Here is a 24,992-nt window from a genome sequence, read left to right as displayed (position 1 = left end):
AAATTAGGAGGACTAAAACATGAGCGATTTAGCAGCAACACATTGTGGTGGCGGTAGTGGATTATTTGACGGAGGTAACAGTTGTCTTTGCATTATTCTTCTTCTTTGCTGCTGCTGTGGTGGTGGATTCGGCGGCGGTAACTGCGGCGGTGGCTGCGGTGGCGGTGGATTATTTGACGGCGGTAATAGCTGTATTTGCATTATTCTTCTTCTCCTTTGCTGCTGTGGCGGCGGTAGCAGCTGCTGCTGTTAATTACAGGCAAAGTACATTTCATCAAGTAATTTCATGCTATCTTGCGGCGCATTCTGGCGCCGCAACTCTAATTAATCATCCTTCATTCTTCTTTGTCGTTCCTTCCTGAGACACTCAAAGCAATCTAAGTCCATTTCATAAATTGTATTATCTTCTATCACTAATTCATCATTAAGAATCAATTCGTCATAATCACTGTACTCACCCATACTCAGCCCCTCCTATTGAGGATTCCAAATGGTTTATACTTTAATATATGACACGTTTCTACATTTGTTCCTTTTCCTTTATACATGACTTCTTATATTTTGCATTGAAACATATGAAGTTATTGGGTATAATAAAACAGAAAACACAGAAAAACTAGAACAAATGAAAGAGGTGTGATAATGTCTGGTTCTGTATACGGAAATATATTCACAATATCAACATGGGGGGAATCCCATGGAAAAGGGATTGGTGTTGGAATTGACGGTTGTCCTGCTGGTTTAAAAATAGATGAGTCTTATATTCAGACATTTTTGAATAGAAGAAAGCCTGGTGCATCTAAGTACTCGACTCCTCGCAAGGAGGATGACCTGGTAGAAATTTTATCTGGTGTTTTTGATGGTAAAACAACAGGAACTCCTATATCCTTAATCGTTTATAATAAATCCCAGCGTTCCAATGATTATTCTGAAATAGCATCATGCTACCGTCCTGGTCATGCTGATTATACCTTTGATCAAAAATATGGATTTCGTGATTACCGGGGAGGAGGCCGATCTTCTGGACGTGAAACCATTGGAAGGGTTGCTGCTGGTGCTATTGCCAACGCTATTTTAGCTGAACTCGGCATTACCTTCACCTGCTACACAAAATCAATTGGTCCTATTTGTATTGACTATGATAAATTTGATAAAGAAACTATTTTAAATAACCCACTTTATATGCCTGACTCAGAGGCCGCACAAAGAGCAGAAGAATTTCTACAACAACAGATGGAACAAATGGACTCTGTGGGCGGAATTATCGAGTGTAAAATTTCTGGTGTTCCTGTTGGCTTAGGGGAACCTGTATTTGATAAGCTGGATGCCAATCTTGCAAAGGCTGTATTTTCAATTGGTGGTGTGAAAGGCTTTGAACTTGGAAGTGGCTTTGAAGCCAGTAAAATGTTTGGTTCTGAAAATAATGACAGCTTTTATGCAGATGATTCTGGAAAGATTCATAAGAAAACGAATCATGCCGGAGGCGTATTAGGCGGCATTAGTGATGGAGATGATATTATTTTCCGAGTTGCCTTTAAGCCTACTCCTTCTATTTTTAAAACTCAGGATACCATTAATAATAACAACGAAAATATAAAGGTAAATATTAAGGGAAGACATGATCCTATTATTGTTCCAAGAGCTGTTGTAGTAGTAGAAGCAATGGCTGCCATATCTCTTGTTGATCTTTTATTTATCAATATGACATCAAGTATGAATAAAATTAGAGATTTTTACCTATAATAGTAATGTCAAAGCTCCAAAAGCACATTTTCAGCGTCAGCGGAATGTGCTTTTTTTATGTGTTCCAAAATTGCTTGGCATTTCCCATTTTATAATTGACAGTTTTGAAAAAATGTTTATAATAAGATCTAGTGTTTGTTTAGTAAAACTAAAGTTCAAGTTTATTATTTCTATACACTGGAAAACAATACTGTTAATATAAGTGGATTTATTTTTAGAAAGAAGGTATCAAAATGAAAATAGGGCATAAAATCAAAGAACTTCGGATTCAAAAGAGCTTAACCCAGGAAGAACTGGCAGATCGCTGTGAATTATCTAAAGGCTTTATTTCCCAGCTGGAGCGTGATCTCACTTCTCCTTCTATTGCCACTTTAGTTGACATTTTGCAATGCCTTGGCACAAACCTTGAAGAGTTCTTTTCTAATACAACGGACGAGGAAGTTGTTTTTAAAAAGACAGATTTTTTTGAAAAGGAAGACACCGAACTACATAATACCATTGAATGGATTATTCCAAATGCACAAAAGCATATGATGGAACCAATTTTACTAACTCTGGAACCTGATGGTTCTACTTACCCAGATAACCCTCACGAAGGAGAAGAATTTGGATATGTATTAAGTGGAATGATTGCAATCTGCATTGGTAACAAAACTTACAGAGCAAAAAAAGGAGAGGCTTTTTATTTTACTCCAAATAAAAAGCATTATATGAAAGCACTTGGGAAAAACGGCGCATCATTAATCTGGGTTTCTACTCCACCAAGTTTTTAATGCGTTCTATTAGTTACAGTAGAATCAGGAGGTACACATGGCAAATAAATTAATTGACCTAATCAGCATTTCAAAATCCTATGGAAATAATATTATTTTAGATGATATGAATTTATATTTGAATGAAAATAAATTTTTAACCCTTCTTGGTCCAAGTGGCTGCGGCAAAACTACAACTCTTCGCATTTTAGGCGGTTTTGAAACACCAGATAAGGGACAAATACTTTTTGAGGGAAGAGATATAACCGCTCTTCCTCCTAACCAACGTAATCTGAATACCGTATTTCAAAAGTATGCACTTTTTCATCATATGACTGTAGCAGAGAACATTGCTTTTGGATTAAAAATAAAAAAGAAGAGTAAAGCATATATCAATGATAAAATCAAGTATGCTTTAAAGCTTGTTAATTTGGATGATTATGAAAACAGAACTACAGAATCCTTAAGTGGCGGACAGCAGCAGCGAATTGCCATTGCCCGGGCAATTGTAAATGAACCTCGCGTTCTGTTATTAGATGAACCTCTTGGTGCTTTAGATTTAAAGCTGCGCCAAGATATGCAGTATGAATTGATTCGATTAAAAAATGAACTGGGAATTACTTTTGTTTATGTTACTCATGATCAGGAAGAAGCACTTACTATGTCTGATACTATTGTTGTTATGAATCAGGGGTATATCCAGCAGATTGGGAGTCCTGAAGATATTTATAATGAACCTGTGAATGCTTTTGTTGCTGATTTTATAGGCGAAAGTAATATTATCCCGGCAATTATGCTGGAAGATAAGCTGGTGAATATTTTAGGTGCTAATTTTCCTTGTGTAGACGAGGGATTTGGCCATAACAAACCAGTTGACGTAGTAATTCGTCCTGAAGATATCGACCTTGTTCCTCCAGAACAAGGCTTACTCACTGGACATGTTACATCACTTATTTTCAAAGGGGTTCACTATGAAATGGAAGTAATGGCAAATGGCCGCGAATGGCTTGTTCATAGCACAGATTTATCTCCAGTTGGCAAAGAAGTAGGTATTTTTGTGGATCCTTTTGACATACAAATCATGAATAAACCAGAATCCGAAGATGAACAGGCGGTGGTTCTAAGTGAATAATAAAAGAAAGAAGTATCTCGCTTTTCCTTATGTCCTTTGGATGGCTGCCTTTATTATTATTCCGCTTTTTATGATTATATACTATGGACTAACAAACCGGAACAGACAGTTTACTTTTGAAAATCTGACTATCATTGCAGAACCCAGTAACCTAAAGGCTTTATGGCTGTCCTTAAAATTGTCTACGCTTAGTACCATACTATGTCTTATACTTGCCTACCCACTTGCAAGTATTTTGACTAAAATCAAAATGAAGAATAAAAGTATTTTGGTCTTTATTTTCATCCTGCCAATGTGGATGAACTTTTTACTTAGAACCCTTGCATGGCAGACACTTTTAGATAAGAATGGGGTAATTAATACAGTACTAACCTTTTTTCATTTGCCATTAATAAATATTATTAATACACCTGGAGCTATCATTCTAGGCATGGTTTATAATTTTCTGCCTTTTATGATACTTCCTATTTACAATACTTTGTCAAAAATTGATTCCAGCGTAGTGGATGCTGCTAGAGATTTGGGAGCAAACGAATTTCAGACATTCTTGCGTATTACATTTCCACTAAGTCTTCCTGGTGTAATCAGTGGAATTACAATGGTATTCGTTCCAGCACTGACTACTTTTGTTATCTCTGATATTCTGGGAGGAAGTAAAATTTTATTAATCGGAAATGTAATTGAACAGGAATTTAAATATGCAAATAACTGGCATACAGGATCAGGGCTGTCCCTTGTACTTATGGTTTTTATATTAATTAGCATGGCACTTGTGTCTAAATATGACAAAGAATCGGAGGGGAATATATGGTAAAGAAAACTGCCCAGCGATTTTACATTATACTTATACTTCTATTTTTATATGCTCCGATTATTACTTTAGTTGGCTTATCCTTTAATCAGTCAAAATCCATCTCCAGATGGGGTGGTTTTACAACAAAATGGTATACTTCACTGTTTGAAAACGATGCCATTTTAAGTGCTTTATATACCACATTAACCATTGCTTTTTTTTCTGCTTTTATTGCAACGATAATTGGTACAATAGCATCCATTGCAATCAATAGCATGAAGCGTCTGCCTAGAACCATTTTGCTTGGAATAACAAATATCCCCATGCTAAATGCAGATATTGTAACTGGTATTTCTCTAATGCTTTTATTTATTGGACTTCACTATACATTGAGTTTTTCCAGCGTTTTGATTGCACACATAACCTTTAACATTCCCTATGTTATTTTAAGTGTTATGCCTAAATTAAAGCAAACCAGCCGAAATACTTATGAAGCCGCATTGGATTTAGGGGCTTCTCAGTTATATGCCTTTTTTAAAGTAGTGCTGCCTGACATATTTCCAGGAATTTTATCTGGCTTTTTATTGGCTTTTACTATGTCGCTGGACGATTTTGTAATTACACATTTTACGAAAGGCCCAGGTATTGATACTCTTTCTACTAAAATATATACAGAAGTCCGGAAAGGAATCAAACCTGAAATGTATGCTTTATCCTCGCTTTTATTTGTTACAGTTCTGATCCTGCTTATATTACTAAACCGCAGGACCAATAAAGATAAAGCAACTGATTTTACTAAAAAATGATTTGAGGAGGAGACCTATGAAAAAATTTATTTCTGTAGTTTTACTGATTATTTCTGCTTTTGCCCTTTCAGGCTGTAGCAAGAAATACGATCTATATGTTTACAATTGGGGTGAATATATGGATCCTGAAGTAATTAAGCAATTTGAAAAAGAAACTGGCCTGACCGTTTCTTATGAAAACTTTGAAACAAACGAGGACATGCTTCCTAAAGTGGCAAATGGCGCAGGTTCTTATGACTTAGTTTGTCCATCTGATTACATGATTCAACATATGATTGAAGAGGATTTACTGGCTGAATTGGATTTTAATAACATTCCAAATATCAGCAATATTGGTTCTCAGTACATGGAAAGTTCAAAAGCATTTGATCCTGATAATAAATATTCTGTTCCTTATTGCTGGGGTACAGTTGGTATTCTCTACAATAAGAAAATGGTTACAGAACCAGTAGATAGCTGGTCTATTCTCTGGGATAAAAAATATAAGGATAACGTTCTTATGCAGAACAGTGTAAGGGATGCATTTGGAATTACTCTTAAATATCTTGGTTATTCCTTAAATTCAACCGATAAAGAAGAACTGGAAGAAGCAAAAGAGAAATTAATTGAACAAAAAGAAGACGGAATTGTTCAGGCTTATGTTGTTGATCAAGTTCGCGATAAAATGATTGGTGAATCTGCTGCTCTTGGAGTTATTTACTCTGGTGAGGCAATTTTTACACAGCGTGAAAATCCTGATTTAGAGTATGTAGTTCCAAAAGAAGGTTCTAATCTCTGGATTGATTCTTGGGTTGTTCCAAAAAATGCTGCTCATAAAGAAAACGCAGAAAAATTTATAAACTTTTTATGCCGTGCTGATATTGCTCTTATGAATTTTGAATATATAACGTATTCAACACCAAATGAAGCTGCCAAAGCATTAATTGAAGACGAAAATATTAAAAACAGTACTGTGGCTTTTCCTGATAATGCTACTCTTGCACGTTGTGAAACCTTTCAGTATCTTGGAGAAGATGCAGATGAACTATACAACGAACTGTGGAAAGAAGTCAAATCATAAAGCAAACAAAAGCTGCCAGAATTTTTGGCAGCTTTCTTGATTCTTTATTCTTCTATTTTAAATTTTCCTACTACTTCGTTCAAATTATCTGAAATATTCTGCTGAGCCTCTGACATTTGTGAAACATCGTCTATTACTTTTGCCACGCCATTCACAGACTTCATAATATTGGCACTATTGTCTGCTGTATCCTGTGAAGATTCTGCAATGTTTTGTATTGCCTCACTTACTTCATTCATTATCTGTTTAATACTTTCTGCCATATCAAATATGGTAACGGCATTCCCCTCAATGGTTTCAGCATCTTTACTATACTGCATTGCAATACTGACCAGATTATTATAATCTGGCGTAACCGTATGCTGGATAAAGTCAAGCAATCCGCCAGCTTCTTCTGTCAAATGTCCAAACGCTTCCTTTACATCTGTTATAGTCACCTGAATCTTTCCTACCGCTTCTGTAGTTGCATTGGCAAGCTTTCCTATCTCTGACGCTACAACTGCAAAACCCTTTCCATTTTCACCAGCACGGGCTGCCTCAATTGATGCATTTAATGCTAATAGGTTGATTTGTTCTGCAATACCAGAAATGACTTCCGCCATCTCACCAATATTTTCAACAACCTCTGCATTTTCAATACTCCTTGTCAGATTCTCATTAAACTGAGTGGAAATCTGGGTAGCACATTCATATGATTTCTGACTTGTAAATCCAATATCCTTCGCACGTTGCCGTATTTCATCTGACATTGCCTTACTTTTCTCAGTCTCAACTGTAAGGACAGATACTGATGCATTCACTTCTTCCACAGACGCATTCACTTCTTCTGTTGCCGCACTTGCTGACATCATTGCTTCATTAACTTGTCCCATATAACCTTCAATATTTTTAAACTGTTGTATTAATTCTGTCGCTGATTCATATAATCTGCCACTAGATGTGTTCATTTCTGCTGCATGCCCTGCTATATTTTTTATTACCTGCTTATTATTCCCATACATTACATTTAAGGATTCTCCCAGATGTCCAATCTCATCTCTTGTTTTCACTTCTACTGGCTCTACTGTAAAATCTCCTTGAGCAAGTAAACCAGCAAGTGACATTACTTTTTTTATGCCTTTTGAAATAGAAGTTACCTGATACAATACAATTAGCACAGAAATAATAATTGCAGCAATAGCCACAATAATAAGCTGAATCATTAGTTGGTTCACCGGTCGAATCATTTCTTTTTCTGGAATCTGAATCATCAGTTTCCAACCTGTAATCGGAAGTGTATCAAAATAAACCCGGTAATTCTCTCCTGATTGATTATAATTTGTAATACCCTTATCACTTTCGACCACCATCTTTCCTGCATCAGCCAAAGATGTATTTTCGTCAGAAGTAATATTTATGGCATTCTGAATCATCTCATCTTCCACACCAGCCAGATATGTGCCTGTAGATCCCACAAGCATGGCTTTTCCATTTCCAGCAATCCTGATATTATTTACCACTTCCTGAATATCTGCCAGTGCCATGTCCACGGTAACACATCCAAGGAATACTCCTTCCTTATTAAAAATCGGCATCGTACAAGATGACATAATCATATTAGATGTTGCATCATAATACGGTTCTGTAATAACTGCTTCCTTTGAACCCTTTGCAAGTAAATAATACTCCTGGTTAAAATAATCATATGTTTCGTTACTGTAGTCATATGTTACAATTTTTTCGCCCTCGTATTTATAAACATATGGTCCTACGTATTCTTGTTCACTATCGTATGCATAAGGTTCAAACCAGATACCACTTCCCAATACAAGACTATTATCATCTATGATTTGCGAAAGCATTTCTTCATATGTTTTAAGTTCCATATTTTCATACGTATTCCCCACTACCCGTGACAAGGTAATGGCTGTATTCGATACAACCTCTAAACTTCTTTCCATTTCTCCAAGCTTTGCATTCAATTCAGAATCCATATAGTCTCGTATTTTCTCATTAATTATTTTTTCACTTGAACTTACACTAATAGCTGTTAAAACAAGAAAAGCTACTACAATAACTGGCAGTATAAATGCTAACATTTTGGTTCTCATTTTTTTGAATTTCATGTCAACTCTCCTCTTATAAAGTAAAATTAATTTTACATCTGCCATTTCATTATATATTATCGTGTCTGTTTTTGCAATATTTTTGATTAATATGTTATTTTTTTACTTTACTATAGCAATTGCCCGCACTGGTGCCCCGTCTGCATTTTTAAATTTCATTGGCAACGCACAAAAAGTAAATATATCGTTTCCAATTTCTCCTACTCTTGTTAAATTTTCAATTATAACCATATTGGATTCACTAAATATTTTACGATGAATTGTCAGATTTGCATCTGAAATGGGATCGATACTAATTACATCTAATCCAACTCCTTTTTTCTTGCTTGCAATTAAATAATCTGCAACCTCTTCGGTTATACAAGGATAATTTCTGAAATACTCTTCTGTCCCCCATTTACTGTCCCATCCAGTATAAAACAAGATAAACTCTGCTAAATCTGCATTTTCTCTTACTGCATTTATACAGGACATGGGTATCCGCTGTCCCTCCTTATATTGTCTGCAATCAATTACTAAACCTTTGCCAACAAATTGATCTGCTGGATAGGAATCAAGGGATGCTCCCTGCTCAAACAAATGTGCTGGTGCATCCATATGTGTCCCCGTATGTGAAAACATTGTTAATAATGTTTCCTTAAAACCATCTCTCTCATAGGTGCTTGCTGCTTCTAATTTTGGTTTTTCTGTTCCTGGGTATACAGTCATATTCTCAGTAATACAATGTGTCAAATCAATATTCTTCATCTGTCGTTTCCCTTCTGTCATATTCTGTTATTCTTATTATAATGCATTTGCAACAAATGAGCAAACTTAACAGCATACCAAAACTAAAGATTTTTTATAGCCTCTTCTAATCGTAACAGTGCTTCTTCCACATAAACGCGTGGACAAGCAAGGTTAAAGCGGTAAAACCCCTCTCCTCCTTCTCCAAAAATGCCGCCCTCGTCTAATGCAAGCCTGCAATTCTGAATTAGAAACTTATTTCGCTGCTCGGGCAATATATTTAAATCTTTCATATCCACCCAAACCAAATAAGTTCCCTCTGGCTTTACAACTTGCAATTGAGGAATATTTTTATTTATGTATTTTACAAAATACTCGATATTAGCTTCTATATACTTTACAACTTTTCTCTTATACTTATCCCCACAATTATATCCTGCTTCCAGCGCAATATATCCAAATAAGTTCCCTCCGTTCTGACCCATTCTTGCCTGTAAATACTTCTCCCTCAGTTCTGGGTTTGGAATCACTGCAAAAGCTGTATGAAAAGCTGGTGTATTAAATATTTTGCTAGAGGAAAACAAAGAAATTGTACTCTGTTCCAACCTTGTATTAATACTAGCTAGTACAGTATGTTGATTTGATTTAAAAACAATATCATTATGAATTTCGTCTGCTATCATCACACAATTATTTGCAAAACACATTTCCCCTAATTCCTTTAACTCTTCTTCTCTCCATACCCTTCCAACAGGATTATGGGGGCTGCAAAGAATAATTGCTTTTGGTTTTTTACTCAATTTACTTCTCAAATCATCATAATTCATCGTGTACTGGCCATTTTGATTCAGCAGCACATTATTTAATATCTCACACTTATTATTTTTAATTACGCTTGTAAATGGAAAATACACTGGAGGCTGAATCACTACAGAATCTCCCGGCTCAGTCAATGATTTGATTCCTGTATCCAGTCCATCTACTACTCCATTGGTAAAAACGATCCATTCCTTCTTTATCTTCCACGAAAAATCTCTGGCCATTTTTTTTATAATAGCATCATAGCATGATTCCCCAGGAAAGGAATACCCATAAATCGGATGCTTTAATCGTCTCTTCACTGCCTTAATAATAGGTTTGGGTGTCATAAAGTCCATATCGGCAATCCACATTGGCAAAGGTTTGTTACTTCCAAAATAATCTGTCATACCATCCCATTTTGTACTTTCTGTAAAACGTCTGTCAATTATTTTATCAAAATTATATTTCATTCTGATCCTTCCTCCTAAAGTTGTCTGAAAACAAATGCGGAGTAATTTCCTATCACATAAATAGATCCCCCATTAAAGGGGGATAGTAAGTTGGTTATTTTCATTGTTCATATACTTTATATGTTCTGCTCCACACGCTTGCAATAATTAAGTTCTGCCATACGTGCTTTTTGAAAAGCATCTTCCAAATCTATTTGGTAATAATCTGCTATGCGAATAACCGCATGCATAATATCTGCCAATTCGTTTCCAATAGAATCCTTGGAAGCCCTATAATTAGGATGTAGTTTTCTGTCTCCAAGGTAATAGTTTTCAAATGTCATAAAATACTTGGTCAAATCTCCTACTTGCTTGGTCAATTCTAACAGCATTGTCTCAATTGTCCATGGGCGTAGCTCTACTTGGTCAAATTGTTTTGCAACCTTCCTTGAAAGATCAACTAATTCCTGAAAACTCACCTGAGTTTTTTCACCATTAGCACTTTTTTCAGCCAAGGTTTCTCCGCTTTTAGCCATATCAACTAACTGCTTTGTCAGTGTAAGCTTTGTCATATCACAAGCATCCTTGTCAACAGACATAACTGTTTTATTTTTTCTTCCAGACCGAATCAGGCAATTACCAGCACAATTGGTTCGAAACACACATTTACCGCACTCATCCAGATTATAATATGTTCTGCTTCGCAATTTAAACACTTTGTCCCAGTCAATGGAAAACGAGTGAATTTCTTTATCATATTTTCCAATAAATAATTCATCAATACCTTCTTCTCGTTCATCCATTGCTTCAACACAAGTACTTACTACGCCAGCAGGGGTAACACACATATTAAATCCGCAGGCTCCGCAATAATGTTCTGTGTAGTAATTCAACTGCTCCAGATTCGTGATAATCTTTACTCCTAAAGACTGTGCCACTGGAATAATATTTTCAAAGCTCTTCTTATATTTTTCCAGATTGATTGGCTGGACACCGCTAACCTCACATCGTCCACAATATTCCATCGGTAGAATACGAATTTCCTTAACCTGACTAATCCCATATACATGGCGAATAATTTCTTCCAGTCTGTCAGTTCCTTCATTGGTAACCACAGTATTCATTCTTCTTAAAGAACCCGTCCTAGTTAATATCTTAATAGTATTTACAACGGTATCATAACTTCCTCTTCCATCCCGCTTAGGACGCTGTTTATTATGTATCTCAGGTGGACCATCAAATGACAGGCTTACATGATTCATATTCTCTGCCATCCATTCTGCCACATCACTAGAAAAAATACCATTGGTTGACATTCTGGTAAGAAGTTTCTGATTTCTTTGATTTGCCAGTTGTCTTGCGTATTCTACCGACTTCATAACAATATCTGGATTTGTCATTGGTTCGCCAGCTCCATGAAATTGTAAAGTGTATGGTCCAGATTCACTACAATGGTCGAAAAAATAATCAATGCTGTCCTTTGCCAAATCCCAGCTCATCATATTATCCGATCGATTGCCTGCATTTCCAGAGCAATATACACATCTTAAATTGCACAGAGCGCTTACACATAAAACAAGGGTGCGGTTAAACCTCTTAACTTCAACAGGCAGTCTTTTTTGTTTTTCTATCTTACTTCCTGCAATATATGTAATAAGCTTTTCCGTACTTTCCTGCAATGCCTTTTCAGCAATCACATCTTCTATTACAACAGCCAGGTCTTTACCTGATGCTGCCTCTTCAGCAGCTTTACCAACATATGAAGGACAAATTTTAGATATCCTTTTATCTAAGGCATTAAACAGAATACATTGCCCATCTTCCAACCATAATACTCGTAATTTTTCCATCCACTTCTTTTCCTTTCGCTAGACAGCCACTGCCCATCCTTGTGTTTCCAGAATTGTAAATCCCATTGGTGAACATGCACTCACTGGACTGCATGCGCTTTCTGGACTGCATGCACTTTCTGGGCTACATGCATTCACTGGACTGCATGCGCTTTCTGGACTGCATGCATTCACTGGGCTGCATGCGCTTTCTGGACTGCATGCATTCACTGGGCTGCATGCGCTTTCTGGACTACATGCATTCACTGGGCTGCATGCGCTTTCTGGGCTGCATGCATTCACTGGGCTGCATGCACTTTCTGGACTGCATGCGCTTTCTGGACTGCATGCATTCACTGGACTGCATGCACTTTCTGGGCTACATGCATTCACTGGACTGCATGCGCTTTCTGGGCTGCATGCATTCACTGGACTACATGCGCTAATTACATCGATTAAACTACTTACTTTTGACATAATTTTTCCTCCTTTTTAAAACTGATTTTTTTGTTCTGATACTTTTTATAAAATCACTTCATGTCCAATAGAAATAAAATTCCTATTATATGTACACGAAAGAGATTTTCACATTATGAACCCGATTGGTTCAATACCCAAATAAATATCAACTTATAAATAGAATTAAAATAAATAATTTGTTTTTCTTCATATGTTACATATATTATATCATTTTTTCCATTATTATCAATATATAATATTGTTTTGTAATATATATTTAACATTGAACACATATTTATTGTTTTTTTCTTATTATTCATAAAAAAATCCAAAGAAAAAAAGGAATAAATCCTTTATTTCTTTGGATTTTTATTTGTTTCAGTACACAAAGAGTAAAGTTTCTAATTATTACAAAGTCTTCACATCATCTTCCCCTATGCTTTTCCTTTCGCTTTTGCTGTCTTCGTTCAAAATTCTGCTCTTTTTCTTCTTCACTTTTTTTATGAATACGGTTCTTTCTTTCTGCCTTGTTCTGCTCTTGCTGCAATTTTAAAGCCTGCTGAGATTTTGTTCCTATTCTGGCACTCAGAAGCTGCCTCTTCACGTCACGCTGTAAACGCTTAGGATTCAACCGGTCCTTTTCACTCATCTCGGCTTCAATAGCTGGACTAAATCGAAGCTGAAACCAGTTTTTCATAAGATACTTTTGAACTTCATAATCTTTTGGCTCTGCACCAAAGGTTATTTTCGTTACATTCAATTTACCATCTGATACTTTTTCCAAAATACCAATCCAAAAGGGGTCTTCAAAAAATACCTGCAACTTTACGATTTCTTTTTCCATTCTAATTTCCTCCTTGAAAATAAATAACAAAGAACGGACAACCCGGAGGCAGGTTACTGATAACCTTAACTACATGAATGTTTATGATTACGTCTGGACTACCAACCAGAACTGTGTTTTTATCTTCGCAATTACTATTATATCATATAAAAATCTATTGGCAAATTAATATACTACATTGACTATATCATTCAATCCTGTATAAAATATAACTAGCATATAAAAGGAGGCATAATAAAATGAAAATGGCAATATTAGGCGCAGGTGCTATAGCTCGAACTATGGCAGCTACCACACAAAAAATGAATGATGTAACAAACTACGGAATCGCTTCAAGAGATTATACAAAAGCTGATGCTTTTGCTAAAGAATTTGGATTTCAAAAGGCTTATGGTTCCTATGAAGAAATGTTATCCGATCCTGAAATAGAATTTGTATATGTAGCAACTCCTCACTCACATCACTACCAACATGTCAAGCTCTGTTTAAACAGCGGTAAACATGTTCTATGTGAAAAGGCTTTTGCAAGAAATGCCAAAGAAGCTCGTGAGATGATTTCTATCTCCCGCGCAAAAAATCTTCTTTTGGCCGAAGCAATCTGGACCAGATATATGCCACTACGAAAAACTCTAGATGAACTTCTTGCAAGCAAAATTATTGGAGATGCCACAATGCTTACTGCAAATTTAGGGTATGCCATTCAGCACAAACAACGCTTAATTGACCCTGAATTAGCTGGAGGTGCTCTCCTAGATCTTGGAGTATATCCTTTGAACTTTGCCCTTATGGCATTTGGGAAAGAGATTGATAAAATAACCTCTTCTGCTTTTCTGACAGATACAGGTGTAGATGCCCAAAATAATATGACACTGCTCTATCAGGATGGCAGAATGGCTGTATTAAGCAGTACAATGCTGGCAATGACAGACCGGCAGGGGATTATAAGTGGCACAAAAGGATTCCTTTTAGCAGAAAATATTAATAATTGTGAACGTATAAGAGTATTTGATCAAGCCCGCAAAGAAATTGCCTGTTATGAAGCACCTGTGCAAATAACAGGATATGAATATGAAGTATCAGCTTGTATAAAAGCGATTCAACAGAGAAAAACAGAATGTGATGAAATGCCTCATCAAGATATTATTTTTGTCATGGAACTTATGGATTCCTTTCGAAAAGAGTGGGGTGTTATTTTCCCAAATGAATAGACCTCCCATAGACTAACTAACAAAAGAATACACTTAATTCAAAGCTACCTATTAAAACACACCATAACTTCGTATAATACATACGAAAGCTATGGTGCAACTTTTCTCTTTTCTACTCATGCAGCCTTGTAGATATCGGATCAGATATTTTAAAATCCTTAAAACTCACTTCAAAACCTTCTCTTTGAGGTGAACAGCACATAATCCCTACCTGACATTCTTCTGGCATATTTATATAGCCTAATCTCATCAATCTCCACTTACCCGTATTATCTAAGTATTGAATACGTATTGCTTCTCCATGCCTTGTCATTCTAATTGTCAATTCACCTGAATAATCAGGAAAATTTAAAACCGACCAGTCTGAGTATTCTCTCGTGACGACAGCACTAAGATGAATTTCAGAATCGGTATATTCAACTCCTGTCTTCACCCAGTTTTTATCATCCGCTCTGAGCATAAGCCCTGCCTGATCATATAAATCATTATAGTCTCCAGTGAAAGTAACCTGTACTGTAAAATCACCTTTGACATTCTGATACAAAAAGTGCCCATCATCTCTTACAAATTTATAAAATGTCTGTACCCAGAAATCTGTCTTATTGCCTGTTTTCACCTTTAATAGGCCGTTATCCACCTTCCATTTAGGAGGTTCATTGAACCAAATCATATTTTGATACATAGTTATTCCTTTCCTCCAATATTTTTACAAAAAAGTCGATTTCTTTTAAGTTTTGAATTACCATCTTTGCCTGCTCATAATTTTGAGAATAGGATAATTGATGTGGCCATGCATAAATATTGTGAATACCTGCTAATGAAGCAGAACGTATTCCTGTATCAGAATCCTCCAGTACAATCACTTGGTCTGGATTCAGTCCTAATATTTCTAACATTTTTAAATATGGCATAGGATGTGGTTTTGTTTTTTCCACACTTTCAAAGGCAACTATAGGAACTTGTATCTTATCATTTAAGTTTAATAAACTAATGTTTTTTTTACAAATACTCATTTCAGCTGATGACACACATCCAAATTTAATATTTTTTTCTATTAAAGAAAGCCACAATTGTTTAATATCTGGACGTATTAAATCTGCACTTACATTTTCTAAATAATACTCAATGGTAAGCCTTTTAATTACTTCTTCTTTAACTTTTGGTATATTAAATTTATCTATGGTATCATCTAGACTCAACCCTATCAGTTCATTTTCATCTATATCTGATTCCACATCTAATTCTCTTTTAAGCGTTTCGATCAGTGCTTTCATATGCAATGGTTCACTATCTACAATGACTCCATCAATATCAAATATTATCCCCTGAAGCATATCAAACCTCCTCATTTAAGTATAATTACTTATATTTCTAAAAGGATTTTTGCATTTTCAATCTTGGCTGGAACCATAGACTTTGCTTCTATATCACAGCCAATAATAGAAAATGCCTGTTTAAAATCTGACAATGGAATTACATGACTAATTAGCTTTTCTGTCGGAATTACATTCTTTGTAATAAGATGAAATGCCTCTAAGAAAGAACCATGCATAGAATCAATAGAACCTACAATGGATAAACTTTTATCCGCTAACTCCATTGTATTAATTCTAGCATATTTTTTCTTTAACCCAATACTCATATAAGTACCACCACATGCCATTTGAGGATACAATTCTTCTAAAAGTCCAGATGTTGTGTCTACCACTATGTCCAAAGGCGCTTTTGGATCCTGAAAATAATCAGCTCTAGCTTCCTCAAGGGACTGATATATCCTAACTCCTTCTGGAAGACATTTTTTAGCATACTCAAATCGTGCAGGTGATTTTTCTATAACTACAGGTACAATCCCTTTTAAAGTCAAACCCCATGTATAAAGAATTCCCATAGTGCCTGCACCAAATACATAGCTATTTAAATTCATTGTTGTAGGCTGAATTTTTCGTAATCCTGTCACTACACAGCTTAATGGTTCTGTTAATGCAACTGCCTTCATAGAAATGTGATCTGGAATTTTATGTACATACCCTGATGTTGTCCGATATCGTTGGGCAAAAGTCCCATCATAACTTACGCCACTCTCTGTTCCAAACTTATTTTCACAATGATTGATTCTTAATGTTTTACACATTCTGCAAGTGCCACAATATGTAGTTGGATTAATCACAACTCTGTCTCCTGGCTTTACATTTTTTACATCCTTACCAACTTCAGCAATAATACCTGTTGCTTCATGTCCAATCGTGACACCCTTTACCGCTACAGGATATTCTCCTGAAACAATACCAATATCTGTTCCGCATATTCCGCAATATTTTACTTCTACTATTACATCATCTGGATTAATCACATGGAGATCTTCCACCTCCTCAATTGAAACATCCCACATATCTTTATATTTTAATGCTCTCATATTCTTTCTCCTTGCTGAATTGAATCATTGATAGTTCTAATTTTTCTAATATCTCATTTATTTCTGATTCTGTCACAATTAGAGGTGGTCTTACCTTAATGGTATTTCCGAATACATAACGGCTAGCTCTGACAATGAGACCATTTTCGTATGCTATCCTAATAAATTCATCTACATCTTTTCTTTCAGCAAGATCAAATCCGAACATTAATCCTTTTCCTTTCACATTATAAACAAAAGGATATTTTAATGCCAAATATCTCAAACCATCCTCTAATAGAACAGATTGTTCATTTACATTATCCAGTATATTGTATTTTCTAATATACTTAATTGTTTCTTCTATTGCAACAAGAGCTAATGGATTAGCACCTGATGTGGTCGAATGTTCCCATGCTTCCAATACATCAAGCTCTTTTCTCATTAGTACACCTGCAACTGGAATTCCAATTCCCCCTGCTCCCTTAGCAAAAGTTATAATATCTGGTCTTAAATCTTTTGCATATCCAGTAGTAGCAAAAAATGAACCTGTTCTTCCAAATCCTGTCTGCACTTCATCTGCAATAATAAGAATACCATACTTGTCACATATCTCCCTAATTATTTTATAATATCTAGTGTCAGGTACGATATTCCCTCCATTACCTAATATAGGCTCCATTATAAATGCTGCTACCTGGCCACTAGAAGCATACTCAATAAAATCTTCTAGTCGCTTGGCACATTGAACATCACAATACTCATTAGATTGAGAATAAAAACAATTATAACAATCTGGAGCTGGTATCTTAATACTATTTACACCAGATAAACAAAAACTTTTACGACGAAAAGCATTACCAGACACACATGTTGTTAAGCTACTTTGTCCGTGATGTGAAACAAACAAAGATATCACATCAGTCTTACCAGTTGCCTTTTGAGCAATTCGAATAGCACATTCATTAGCACTTGAACCTATAATATCACGAAACCAAAAAGCGCCTATTTGTTCTGGTAAATATTCTTTCATTAATTCAAAAATTTCTTTTGATTTTTCTGTTGTATAACTTGAAGAAAGATGGCAGCACTTATGTAATTGGCTGCACAATGCTTCAATATGTTCTTCCGTTGAGTATCCAAGTGATAAATTGAACGTTCCTGATGCACAATCAATATACCTTTTACCATCGATGTACAAATTAATCCCTTTTCCCGAATACTTTTCCAAAGAATTGTTTTGTCCTATCTCCTCGTACTCTAAAATTTTCATACTTTCACCTTTTTTCTTTAATTTTCTTTAAAGCTAATTTACCTTTCGTTAGTTTGTATTAATTTATTGTATTTCCATTTTTTCAATACTTTTACATTATATTACATTGTATTTTGAATTTCAATATATTTTTCATATTTTTACTTGTTTTTTACAATAATTATTGTTTTACGAACTTTCTCTCCAATACAAATACCAGTATTCCTATTAATAAAATTACTGGGAAAATAACTGCTGCAAGTAACCCTGCTTTTAGCCCATAGAATGGGAACTTCCCAGACACAATACTAACCAATTCTGGTCCTGAAATACAGCCAATATCTCCTGCTAAAGCCAGCAATGCAAAAAGCGTAGTTCCACCTGCCTTACACTCTCTGGCGGCAATACTGAAAGTACCTGGCCATAAAATTCCTACTGATAAGCCACATAAGCCACAACCAATAAGCCCAAGTACAGGTATCGGAGCAAAAACTGCAAGAAGATAACTACAAACGCATAGCACGCAACTACCTGCCATGAAGTGATTTAGATTTATTTCAGAATCACTTTTTCCATAAATAAGTCTTGCTATTCCCATCATAAAACTAAAGAAACATGGCCCTAATATATCGCCAAATGTCTTATTTACCCCAAGTCCAATTTCGGCAAAATAGGATGCCCATTGAGACATTCCCATTTCAGATGCTCCTGCACATAACATAAATACTATTAATATCCAAAATATCTTTTTCCTGCACAAACTATGAAATGACATTTGTTCTCCATCTTCTACCAGTACACCAATTGGTACAAATCCAAATAAGATGCAGTTCAGAATAGGAACCGCAGACCAAACAATAGGCAAAACGTACCAATATTCCTGACTTATAATCCTAAGTGCAATCGTAGATATTGCAATAAACCCTACACATCCCCAGCAATAAAACGAATGAAGCATGCTCATTACCTTATCCTTTTTTTCAGATGGTGCCGCTTCAACGATAGGGCTTACCAATACTTCCAGTAATCCTCCTCCTATTCCATTTAATATAGTTGCAGTTAAAAGCCCCGCAAACGGTGTATTAAAGAAAAATGGAGTAACTCCAATTCCAATCAAACCTATTGTTGAGAAAATATGTGCTAATATCATACTTAGTCGATAACCAATTTTATCTACATACTTTGCTGCCACTATATCAATCAGTATCTGAACTCCAAAGTTAACAGCTATCAAAATTCCTATCTTATCAAGAGAAATTCCCAATCTATTTTGATATGTAACAAAAAGAATAGGGCTGACATTATTAATGATTCCCTGTACAATATATCCTAAATAGCAGGCATATATCGTAAACCTATAATTATTTCTTATATTAGCTTTCATTTTTATCCTTCCACTTTCTATTTTATTTTTCAGCCCTATGAAATAAATAGGACATTTTGTAAAATGCATTTTACATTATATACCATTAGATTCCTTATTTCAAGTTCTTTTACATTGTTTTTACATACGCTGGAAACAAATTAGACAAATGCACGTTTTTTCCTGCATTTTTTAAGTTATTATTAGAAATTTTACAAGATTTTCTAGCTTCTATTTTAAATATTAAAAGCTGTTGCTTTGCAGCTATTTGATATAGACTTACCTCACTTCAACTTACTTGCGTACACGGTCAAAGTAAATAGAAACATCCATGCCTTATCACTACCATGGCATGGATGTTAATTGCTTACTTTATTTTTTCTGTAAATCCAACCTTCTTCTGGACTTTCCTAAGTGTCTTATTGGAAAAGTACTGTGCCTTTTCCCCATTCATCTTAATCATACTGTCTATATATACCTTGTCCTTTGTAAGTTCTGCCACTCTGTCCTGTAAAGGCTTTAAAATGGAAACGACTGCTTCTCCAACCGCTACTTTAAAATCACCGTAACCTCTTCCATCAAATTCCTTCTCAATCTCATTATAGCTTTTTCCTGTTGCAGAACTATATATTTCCATCAAATTGCTGATGCCTTGTTTTTCCTCACTATAGCGCACTTCGCTGTCTGAATCCGTAACTGCCCTCTTAAACTTTCTGATTATCGTGTCTGGATCATCCATTAAGAAAACACTTGCGTTGGGGTTCTCATCTGATTTTGACATTTTCTTGGCTGGCTCTTGTAAACTCATTACTTTAGCGCCCTTTTTCCCAATATAAGGTTCTGGAATTGTAAAAACATTACCATATACACTATTAAACCGCTCAGCAATATCTCTTGTAATTTCAAGATGCTGCTTTTGGTCGACACCTACAGGTACAACATCTGCCTGGTATAATAAAATATCTGCTGCCATTAAAACAGGATAGGTAAAAAGTCCTGCATTAACGTTATCTGCATGCTTTGCTGACTTGTCCTTAAACTGAGTCATACGGTTTAACTCTCCCATATAGGTGAAGCAGCTTAGAATCCAGCTCAATTCTGCATGTCCTGACACATGTGATTGATAATAAATGCAATTCTTTTCTGGGTCTAATCCGGCTGCTACATATAAAATATATAAAGCCCTTGCTTTTTGTCTAAATTCAGCAGGGTTTTGTCTAACGGTTATAGAATGTAAATCCATAACACCATAAAAACATTCATATTCTTCATTTAAAGACACCCAGTTTTTAAGAGCTCCCAAATAATTACCCAAGGTCAAACTGCCAGTAGCCTGCATTCCACTAAATAACACTTTCTTATCATTTAACATTTTTCTTCCTCCTAATGTGGAATCTTTCTTAAATAAGTTTAACACATTTTATCTTGTTAGTAAATATTTCTTTATGATATAATATAGTGATTACAATAAAATGAATGAGATAAGGAGTAGATAATAGTATGAAACAAATTACAAGCTTTTCAATAGACCACTTAAAATTAATGCCTGGTGTTTATGTTTCCAGAAAGGACAAGGTTGGTCAGGAAGTCCTTACTACCTTTGACCTCAGAATGACAAGACCTAATTATGAACCAGTTATGAATACAGCAGAAATGCATACAATCGAACACCTTGCTGCTACTTTTCTAAGGAACCATAAAGATTTTTCATCTAAAATTATATACTTTGGACCTATGGGCTGTAGAACAGGTTTTTATCTAATTTTAGCTGGAGATTATGAATCCTCTGCTATTATTGAATTATTAAAAGAATTATTTTCCTTTATTTCTGACTTTGATGGTGACGTACCTGGGGCTTCCGCTATTGAATGTGGAAACTATCTGGACATGAATCTTCCAATGGCAAAATATCTGGCAGCAAACTATCTAAAAAATGTTCTTTTTGATATTTCAACTGACAGACTAGTTTATCCACAATAGATTTTTAGAATTATTCACTTGTACAATTATTTTGTACTTTTTTTTCTAGTAGGCAAATATACTATACTAAAACTATAAAGAGGTTTTAGTATGGAAAAAAACAAAAATGAGAATTCTATGAATCACATTTTCGATATTTTGAAAGCTGCACTACCCTACGTAGATAACAGAACAAAGCAATCCATGGAAGTTGCAATAAAAACCAGTGAATTAGCTGAATCATTTGCAACGATTGGAAAGTCACCAGAACTAGAAGCTTGCGATATCGGACAATCACAATTTAACTTAGAAGGAATGCTGACCAGCATTCAAACTGTATGCACCACTTCTGAAAAAGAACTCATTAATACCGTGCTTAATTTTATAAAAGCTAGAAATTTATACCAGTCATATGAGGTCTTTAAACAAAACAATCCTACTCCCGAATTGAAAGCAGCCAGCACTAATAATGGGATGCATGCATCTGTTGCCCCAATTATTGAATTTTTACTTACTCAGCTTTCTCCCGAGCAAAAGGCAACCTTTGATAACATGAACATGCTCTTTCGAGCAATGAATATGTAAAGGGGGGATTCGTATGCAACAAGAAAAATGGATGGAGGATCCCGTATTTCAAAAAATGGATCCGCGAAAAAAAAAGATTTTGATGGATATTTCAAAGCAAAGTAAAGGAAAGTCGATGCAGCAAGCCCTTCCCTTGATTTTATCCGCACAAACTCAATTAAAATCTCAAAACTTATCTTTTACTCCAAAAGAACGGGATACGCTGTTTACTATATTAACACATGATATGTCACAAGAAGAACTGGCTAAATTTGAAGTCCTTAAGAAAATGATGAAGATATAGTACTCAGTTACTTTAAAGCCGTTATTTATATTCTAAGAAACCGTCATAAGCTGGCTTAATGCAGTCAATTTATGACGGTTTCCTATTAGTTTTCCTCTATTAATTCAGGTATTTATCAAAACCCTTTACAGAATCCATTACTTCAGCTAATAATCTTTTTGCCTTATCGGCATCTTTCTTACTATTCTCACTAACATCAGCCGCCTCATTTGAACTTGCCGTAATTTCTTCACTAGTGGCACTTAACTGACTAATATTATCCACAATTTTATTATTAGCATCCGCAAGATTTACTAACATTGTATCAATACTGCTAATATCCTCAATAAGAGTTTTTACATTTTGAGTAACCTTTTCAAAACTATTAGAGGCTTCCACAATCATTTCAGACTGCTTCTGGCTGGAATCAATAGAGTGCTGCACCGTCTGAGACGCATCTTCTGCATTATCATACAACTCTTCAATAATCTTTGCAATGCTCTCAGTAGACTTTCTAGTCTGCTCAGCCAGCTGCCGTATCTGATCTGCAACTACTGCAAATCCTCTTCCTGCTTCTCCTGCTCTTGCACTTTCTATGGAAGCATTTAAGGCCAGTAAATTTGTCTGACTGGAGATATCAAAAATAATCGCTGCAATTTTCTTCACCTGTTCTGCTTTATCCTGTAGCTTAACCATGGAATCAGCTGCCACCTCATTTTTCTTTCCAATTTCTTCTGACTGAACTTTTAATATATCCATTACCTTCAGATTGCTGTCAATTACTTTTCTTGCATCTTTTGCAATCTTAACCATCTTCTTTGAATCCATAACCGTATCATTAATGGAATTCTGAATAGACTGTGTCATAACTGTCTGTTCCTGAATATTTTCAGCTGTAATCTGAGTTCCTGAAGAAATTTCACTTACTGCATTATTCACAATATTTGTGGAATTTTCTAGTTCCATCACAATTTCATTTGTAGTAATCGTTCCTTCCTTCACTTTCTTAGCAATCCTTAATACATCCTCTAGAATTTCATTCTGAACCTGATGTTCATCACGAAGGGCATGAATTGCATCATGGTTAAATTCATGCCCCAGTTTTGTACAAAAATAACATAAAGTTAACAGCAGAAGCATAATCATACACTTCACACTTTCGTTATATATAATCATTTTATCTGCTGTTCCAATTATAATCCGAACCAGATACCCGATATTCAGCAACTGTGTTATAATTGCAAATACAAGTATTCTCTTTTCTTTATAAAACAGTACGCCTACCATCAGAACCCCTACTACAGAAAACTGTATAAAAGAATTCTGTCCTATTGTAAGCATAACAGCATAATAAATTAAAAATACACTATATGAAATAAACATTAATGATTCGCTGGTTGCATGCTTACGCAGCATTAAAAAATGAAAAATAACGGATAAAACTGATACAGCAACTAATGCATATGAAATAACTTCAGCCTGAAACATATGCGCCGGCTGCATAAGAGTATATATAGAAAATATTCCGTAACTGGCCAGCAATACATAAAAAATGTATTGATTCAGCCGGACATTCCGCTCTTCTATGTTGTTATATTTCCTTTCCCTCATTGTAGTAGTTCCACTGCTCATGTTGAAAACCTCCATCCTGCTTATATACTACTTAACACATTATAACAGCATATTTGAAATAGATAAAGCTGAGTCGCCGCTACTGTCCGTTCCATTCAGGATATTATACCACTTGGACTGACTGGTAAACTTTTCAACTAGCTCTGTCAATTCCGCTTCTGTGCCTGTTTCAGCAGTAGATGTATTCTGCTCTGTCTCGCCGGATGCTGTTGCTGCCTCTACGCTGGAATTACCAGAAACCCCTAGAAAACCTAAAATCTTTTTCACATAATTTTGAGTCTCCGTAAAAGGTGGAATGCCGTCATATTTTGTAACATTACCAGGCCCTGCATTATATGCCGCTAATGCCAGTTTAACACTACCATTAAACTGCTTTAACATCTTCGCCAAATATGCTGTGCCTCCCATAATATTTTGTTCTGGGTCGAAGGAATCTTCCACACCAAGTCCTTCCGCGGTAGCTGGCATCAGTTGCATAAGTCCTTGTGCACCACTACTGCTTACTGCATTCGCATTAAAGTTTGACTCTGCCTTAACAACCGCTTTAATTAATTCTACCGGTACACCGTACTTATCTGATGCTTTTTGAAAAAATTCATCCAGATATTGTGGAGACTGTACGCTGGATAATGTAATCTGACTATCTGTAGTATTATCTTCACCTGCACTCATAGCTTCCTCTAGCGTTTTATTAAAATCTGTTGTTGCTTCTGTATTTGCAGTATTCTTGATTGTGCGGATATATGTAAGCCCCTCCAAATGGACTGCATTTACCATATTCCATCTCTCCTCAACAATTATTTTTTTGTCTTGCCTTTTTCATTATAGCAGATAATCTTT

24 protein-coding genes and 1 pseudogene are annotated in these 24,992 nt (G+C 35.5%); 10 read left to right on the top strand and 15 right to left on the bottom strand.

Annotated features, from left to right (window positions below):
- Window positions 1-19: 19 nt before the first annotated feature.
- Window positions 20-253: a chorion class high-cysteine HCB protein 13 gene (locus tag BM305_RS08830; protein ID WP_092560340.1), complete on the top strand. Its 234-nt coding sequence runs from the start codon at window positions 20-22 to the stop codon at window positions 251-253.
- A 71-nt stretch (window positions 254-324) separates the two neighbouring features.
- Here BM305_RS08830 and BM305_RS19030 read toward each other — a convergent pair whose 3' ends face one another.
- Complete coding sequence (locus BM305_RS19030; RefSeq protein ID WP_177214644.1) at window positions 325-462, bottom strand: hypothetical protein; 138 nt, start codon at window positions 460-462, stop codon at window positions 325-327.
- A 180-nt stretch (window positions 463-642) separates the two neighbouring features.
- Here BM305_RS19030 and aroC point away from each other — a divergent pair, with 180 nt between their 5' ends.
- The 5 genes and pseudogenes from aroC (at window position 643) to BM305_RS19825 (ending at window position 6,286) form a co-directional block, all read left to right on the top strand.
- Entirely contained in the window at window positions 643-1,743 is a 1,101-nt protein-coding gene (aroC, locus tag BM305_RS08825) for a chorismate synthase (protein ID WP_092560339.1), read from the top strand.
- Window positions 1,744-1,976: 233 nt separating this feature from the next.
- Window positions 1,977-2,516: a helix-turn-helix domain-containing protein gene (locus BM305_RS08820; RefSeq protein WP_092560338.1), complete on the top strand. Its 540-nt coding sequence runs from the start codon at window positions 1,977-1,979 to the stop codon at window positions 2,514-2,516.
- Between the two features lie 37 nt (window positions 2,517-2,553).
- Window positions 2,554-3,627 carry an ABC transporter ATP-binding protein gene (locus BM305_RS08815; protein ID WP_092560337.1) on the top strand — a complete coding sequence of 358 codons (1,074 nt, stop codon included), beginning with the start codon at window positions 2,554-2,556 and terminating at the stop codon, window positions 3,625-3,627.
- A gap of 40 nt (window positions 3,628-3,667) precedes the next feature.
- Complete coding sequence (locus BM305_RS08810) at window positions 3,668-4,441, top strand: ABC transporter permease (RefSeq protein WP_092560516.1); 774 nt, start codon at window positions 3,668-3,670, stop codon at window positions 4,439-4,441.
- Window positions 4,435-6,286: pseudogene (locus tag BM305_RS19825) on the top strand (extracellular solute-binding protein). The gene BM305_RS08810 and the pseudogene BM305_RS19825 overlap by 7 nt, the downstream one beginning before the upstream one ends.
- 44 nt (window positions 6,287-6,330) lie before the next feature.
- On the opposite strand, the gene BM305_RS08795 reads toward BM305_RS19825, so the two are convergent.
- From BM305_RS08795 to BM305_RS08765, 6 genes are all read right to left on the bottom strand, one after another.
- On the bottom strand, window positions 6,331-8,391 hold the full coding sequence (locus tag BM305_RS08795; RefSeq protein WP_177214643.1) for a methyl-accepting chemotaxis protein: 2,061 nt from the start codon (window positions 8,389-8,391) through the stop codon (window positions 6,331-6,333).
- Window positions 8,392-8,493: 102 nt separating this feature from the next.
- Entirely contained in the window at window positions 8,494-9,138 is a 645-nt protein-coding gene (locus BM305_RS08790; RefSeq protein WP_092560333.1) for a cyclase family protein, read from the bottom strand.
- Between the two features lie 83 nt (window positions 9,139-9,221).
- Entirely contained in the window at window positions 9,222-10,388 is a 1,167-nt protein-coding gene (locus tag BM305_RS08785) for a MalY/PatB family protein (protein WP_092560332.1), read from the bottom strand.
- A gap of 116 nt (window positions 10,389-10,504) precedes the next feature.
- Window positions 10,505-12,217, bottom strand: coding sequence for a radical SAM protein (locus BM305_RS08780; protein ID WP_092560331.1), 1,713 nt, complete (start codon window positions 12,215-12,217; stop codon window positions 10,505-10,507).
- Window positions 12,218-12,235: 18 nt separating this feature from the next.
- Window positions 12,236-12,673: a hypothetical protein gene (locus BM305_RS08775; protein WP_092560330.1), complete on the bottom strand. Its 438-nt coding sequence runs from the start codon at window positions 12,671-12,673 to the stop codon at window positions 12,236-12,238.
- Window positions 12,674-13,079: 406 nt separating this feature from the next.
- Window positions 13,080-13,499, bottom strand: a complete 420-nt coding sequence (locus BM305_RS08765; protein ID WP_092560328.1) for a YjdF family protein — start codon at window positions 13,497-13,499, stop codon at window positions 13,080-13,082.
- 239 nt (window positions 13,500-13,738) lie between these two features.
- On the opposite strand from BM305_RS08765, the gene BM305_RS08760 reads away from it, so the two are divergent.
- Window positions 13,739-14,707 carry a Gfo/Idh/MocA family protein gene (locus tag BM305_RS08760; protein WP_092560327.1) on the top strand — a complete coding sequence of 323 codons (969 nt, stop codon included), beginning with the start codon at window positions 13,739-13,741 and terminating at the stop codon, window positions 14,705-14,707.
- Between the two features lie 112 nt (window positions 14,708-14,819).
- Here BM305_RS08760 and BM305_RS08755 read toward each other — a convergent pair whose 3' ends face one another.
- The 6 genes from BM305_RS08755 to trpS form a co-directional block, all read right to left on the bottom strand.
- Entirely contained in the window at window positions 14,820-15,377 is a 558-nt protein-coding gene (locus BM305_RS08755; RefSeq protein WP_207649469.1) for a DUF1349 domain-containing protein, read from the bottom strand.
- Window positions 15,361-16,041 carry an HAD family hydrolase gene (locus BM305_RS08750; protein ID WP_092560325.1) on the bottom strand — a complete coding sequence of 227 codons (681 nt, stop codon included), beginning with the start codon at window positions 16,039-16,041 and terminating at the stop codon, window positions 15,361-15,363. The genes BM305_RS08755 and BM305_RS08750 overlap by 17 nt, the downstream gene beginning before the upstream one ends.
- Before the next feature lie 29 nt (window positions 16,042-16,070).
- A complete protein-coding gene (locus BM305_RS08745; RefSeq protein WP_092560324.1) occupies window positions 16,071-17,120 on the bottom strand; it encodes a zinc-dependent alcohol dehydrogenase in 1,050 nt (349 codons plus the stop codon).
- On the bottom strand, window positions 17,101-18,372 hold the full coding sequence (locus BM305_RS08740; RefSeq protein WP_092560323.1) for an aspartate aminotransferase family protein: 1,272 nt from the start codon (window positions 18,370-18,372) through the stop codon (window positions 17,101-17,103). The genes BM305_RS08745 and BM305_RS08740 overlap by 20 nt, the downstream gene beginning before the upstream one ends.
- Window positions 18,373-18,532: 160 nt before the next feature.
- Window positions 18,533-19,735: an MFS transporter gene (locus BM305_RS08735; RefSeq protein ID WP_092560322.1), complete on the bottom strand. Its 1,203-nt coding sequence runs from the start codon at window positions 19,733-19,735 to the stop codon at window positions 18,533-18,535.
- Between the two features lie 346 nt (window positions 19,736-20,081).
- Window positions 20,082-21,086, bottom strand: coding sequence for a tryptophan--tRNA ligase (trpS, locus tag BM305_RS08730; RefSeq protein WP_092560321.1), 1,005 nt, complete (start codon window positions 21,084-21,086; stop codon window positions 20,082-20,084).
- A gap of 128 nt (window positions 21,087-21,214) precedes the next feature.
- On the opposite strand from trpS, the gene BM305_RS08725 reads away from it, so the two are divergent.
- From BM305_RS08725 to BM305_RS08715, 3 genes are all read left to right on the top strand, one after another.
- Window positions 21,215-21,694 (top strand): S-ribosylhomocysteine lyase, encoded by a 480-nt coding sequence (locus BM305_RS08725; protein ID WP_092560320.1) that lies wholly within the window; start codon window positions 21,215-21,217, stop codon window positions 21,692-21,694.
- Window positions 21,695-21,784: 90 nt separating this feature from the next.
- The gene (locus BM305_RS08720) at window positions 21,785-22,258 is read left to right on the top strand and encodes a hypothetical protein (RefSeq protein WP_092560319.1); all 474 of its coding nucleotides are present in this window, start codon (window positions 21,785-21,787) and stop codon (window positions 22,256-22,258) included.
- Between the two features lie 13 nt (window positions 22,259-22,271).
- Window positions 22,272-22,541 (top strand): hypothetical protein, encoded by a 270-nt coding sequence (locus tag BM305_RS08715; RefSeq protein ID WP_092560318.1) that lies wholly within the window; start codon window positions 22,272-22,274, stop codon window positions 22,539-22,541.
- 99 nt (window positions 22,542-22,640) lie between these two features.
- On the opposite strand, the gene BM305_RS08710 is transcribed toward BM305_RS08715, so the two are convergent.
- Together BM305_RS08710 and BM305_RS19640 are read right to left on the bottom strand one after the other, a co-directional pair.
- Window positions 22,641-24,152 (bottom strand): methyl-accepting chemotaxis protein, encoded by a 1,512-nt coding sequence (locus tag BM305_RS08710; protein WP_177214642.1) that lies wholly within the window; start codon window positions 24,150-24,152, stop codon window positions 22,641-22,643.
- Window positions 24,153-24,191: 39 nt separating this feature from the next.
- Complete coding sequence (locus BM305_RS19640) at window positions 24,192-24,929, bottom strand: lytic transglycosylase domain-containing protein (protein ID WP_092560316.1); 738 nt, start codon at window positions 24,927-24,929, stop codon at window positions 24,192-24,194.
- Window positions 24,930-24,992: the final 63 nt, after the last annotated feature.

The sequence above is a fragment of the Anaeromicropila populeti genome (assembly GCF_900112775.1).
GTDB classification, from domain to species: domain Bacteria; phylum Bacillota; class Clostridia; order Lachnospirales; family Lachnospiraceae; genus Anaeromicropila_A; species Anaeromicropila_A populeti.
Note: the sequence above shows the minus strand (reverse complement) of the source record. Positions and strands in the feature narration are given on the sequence as shown.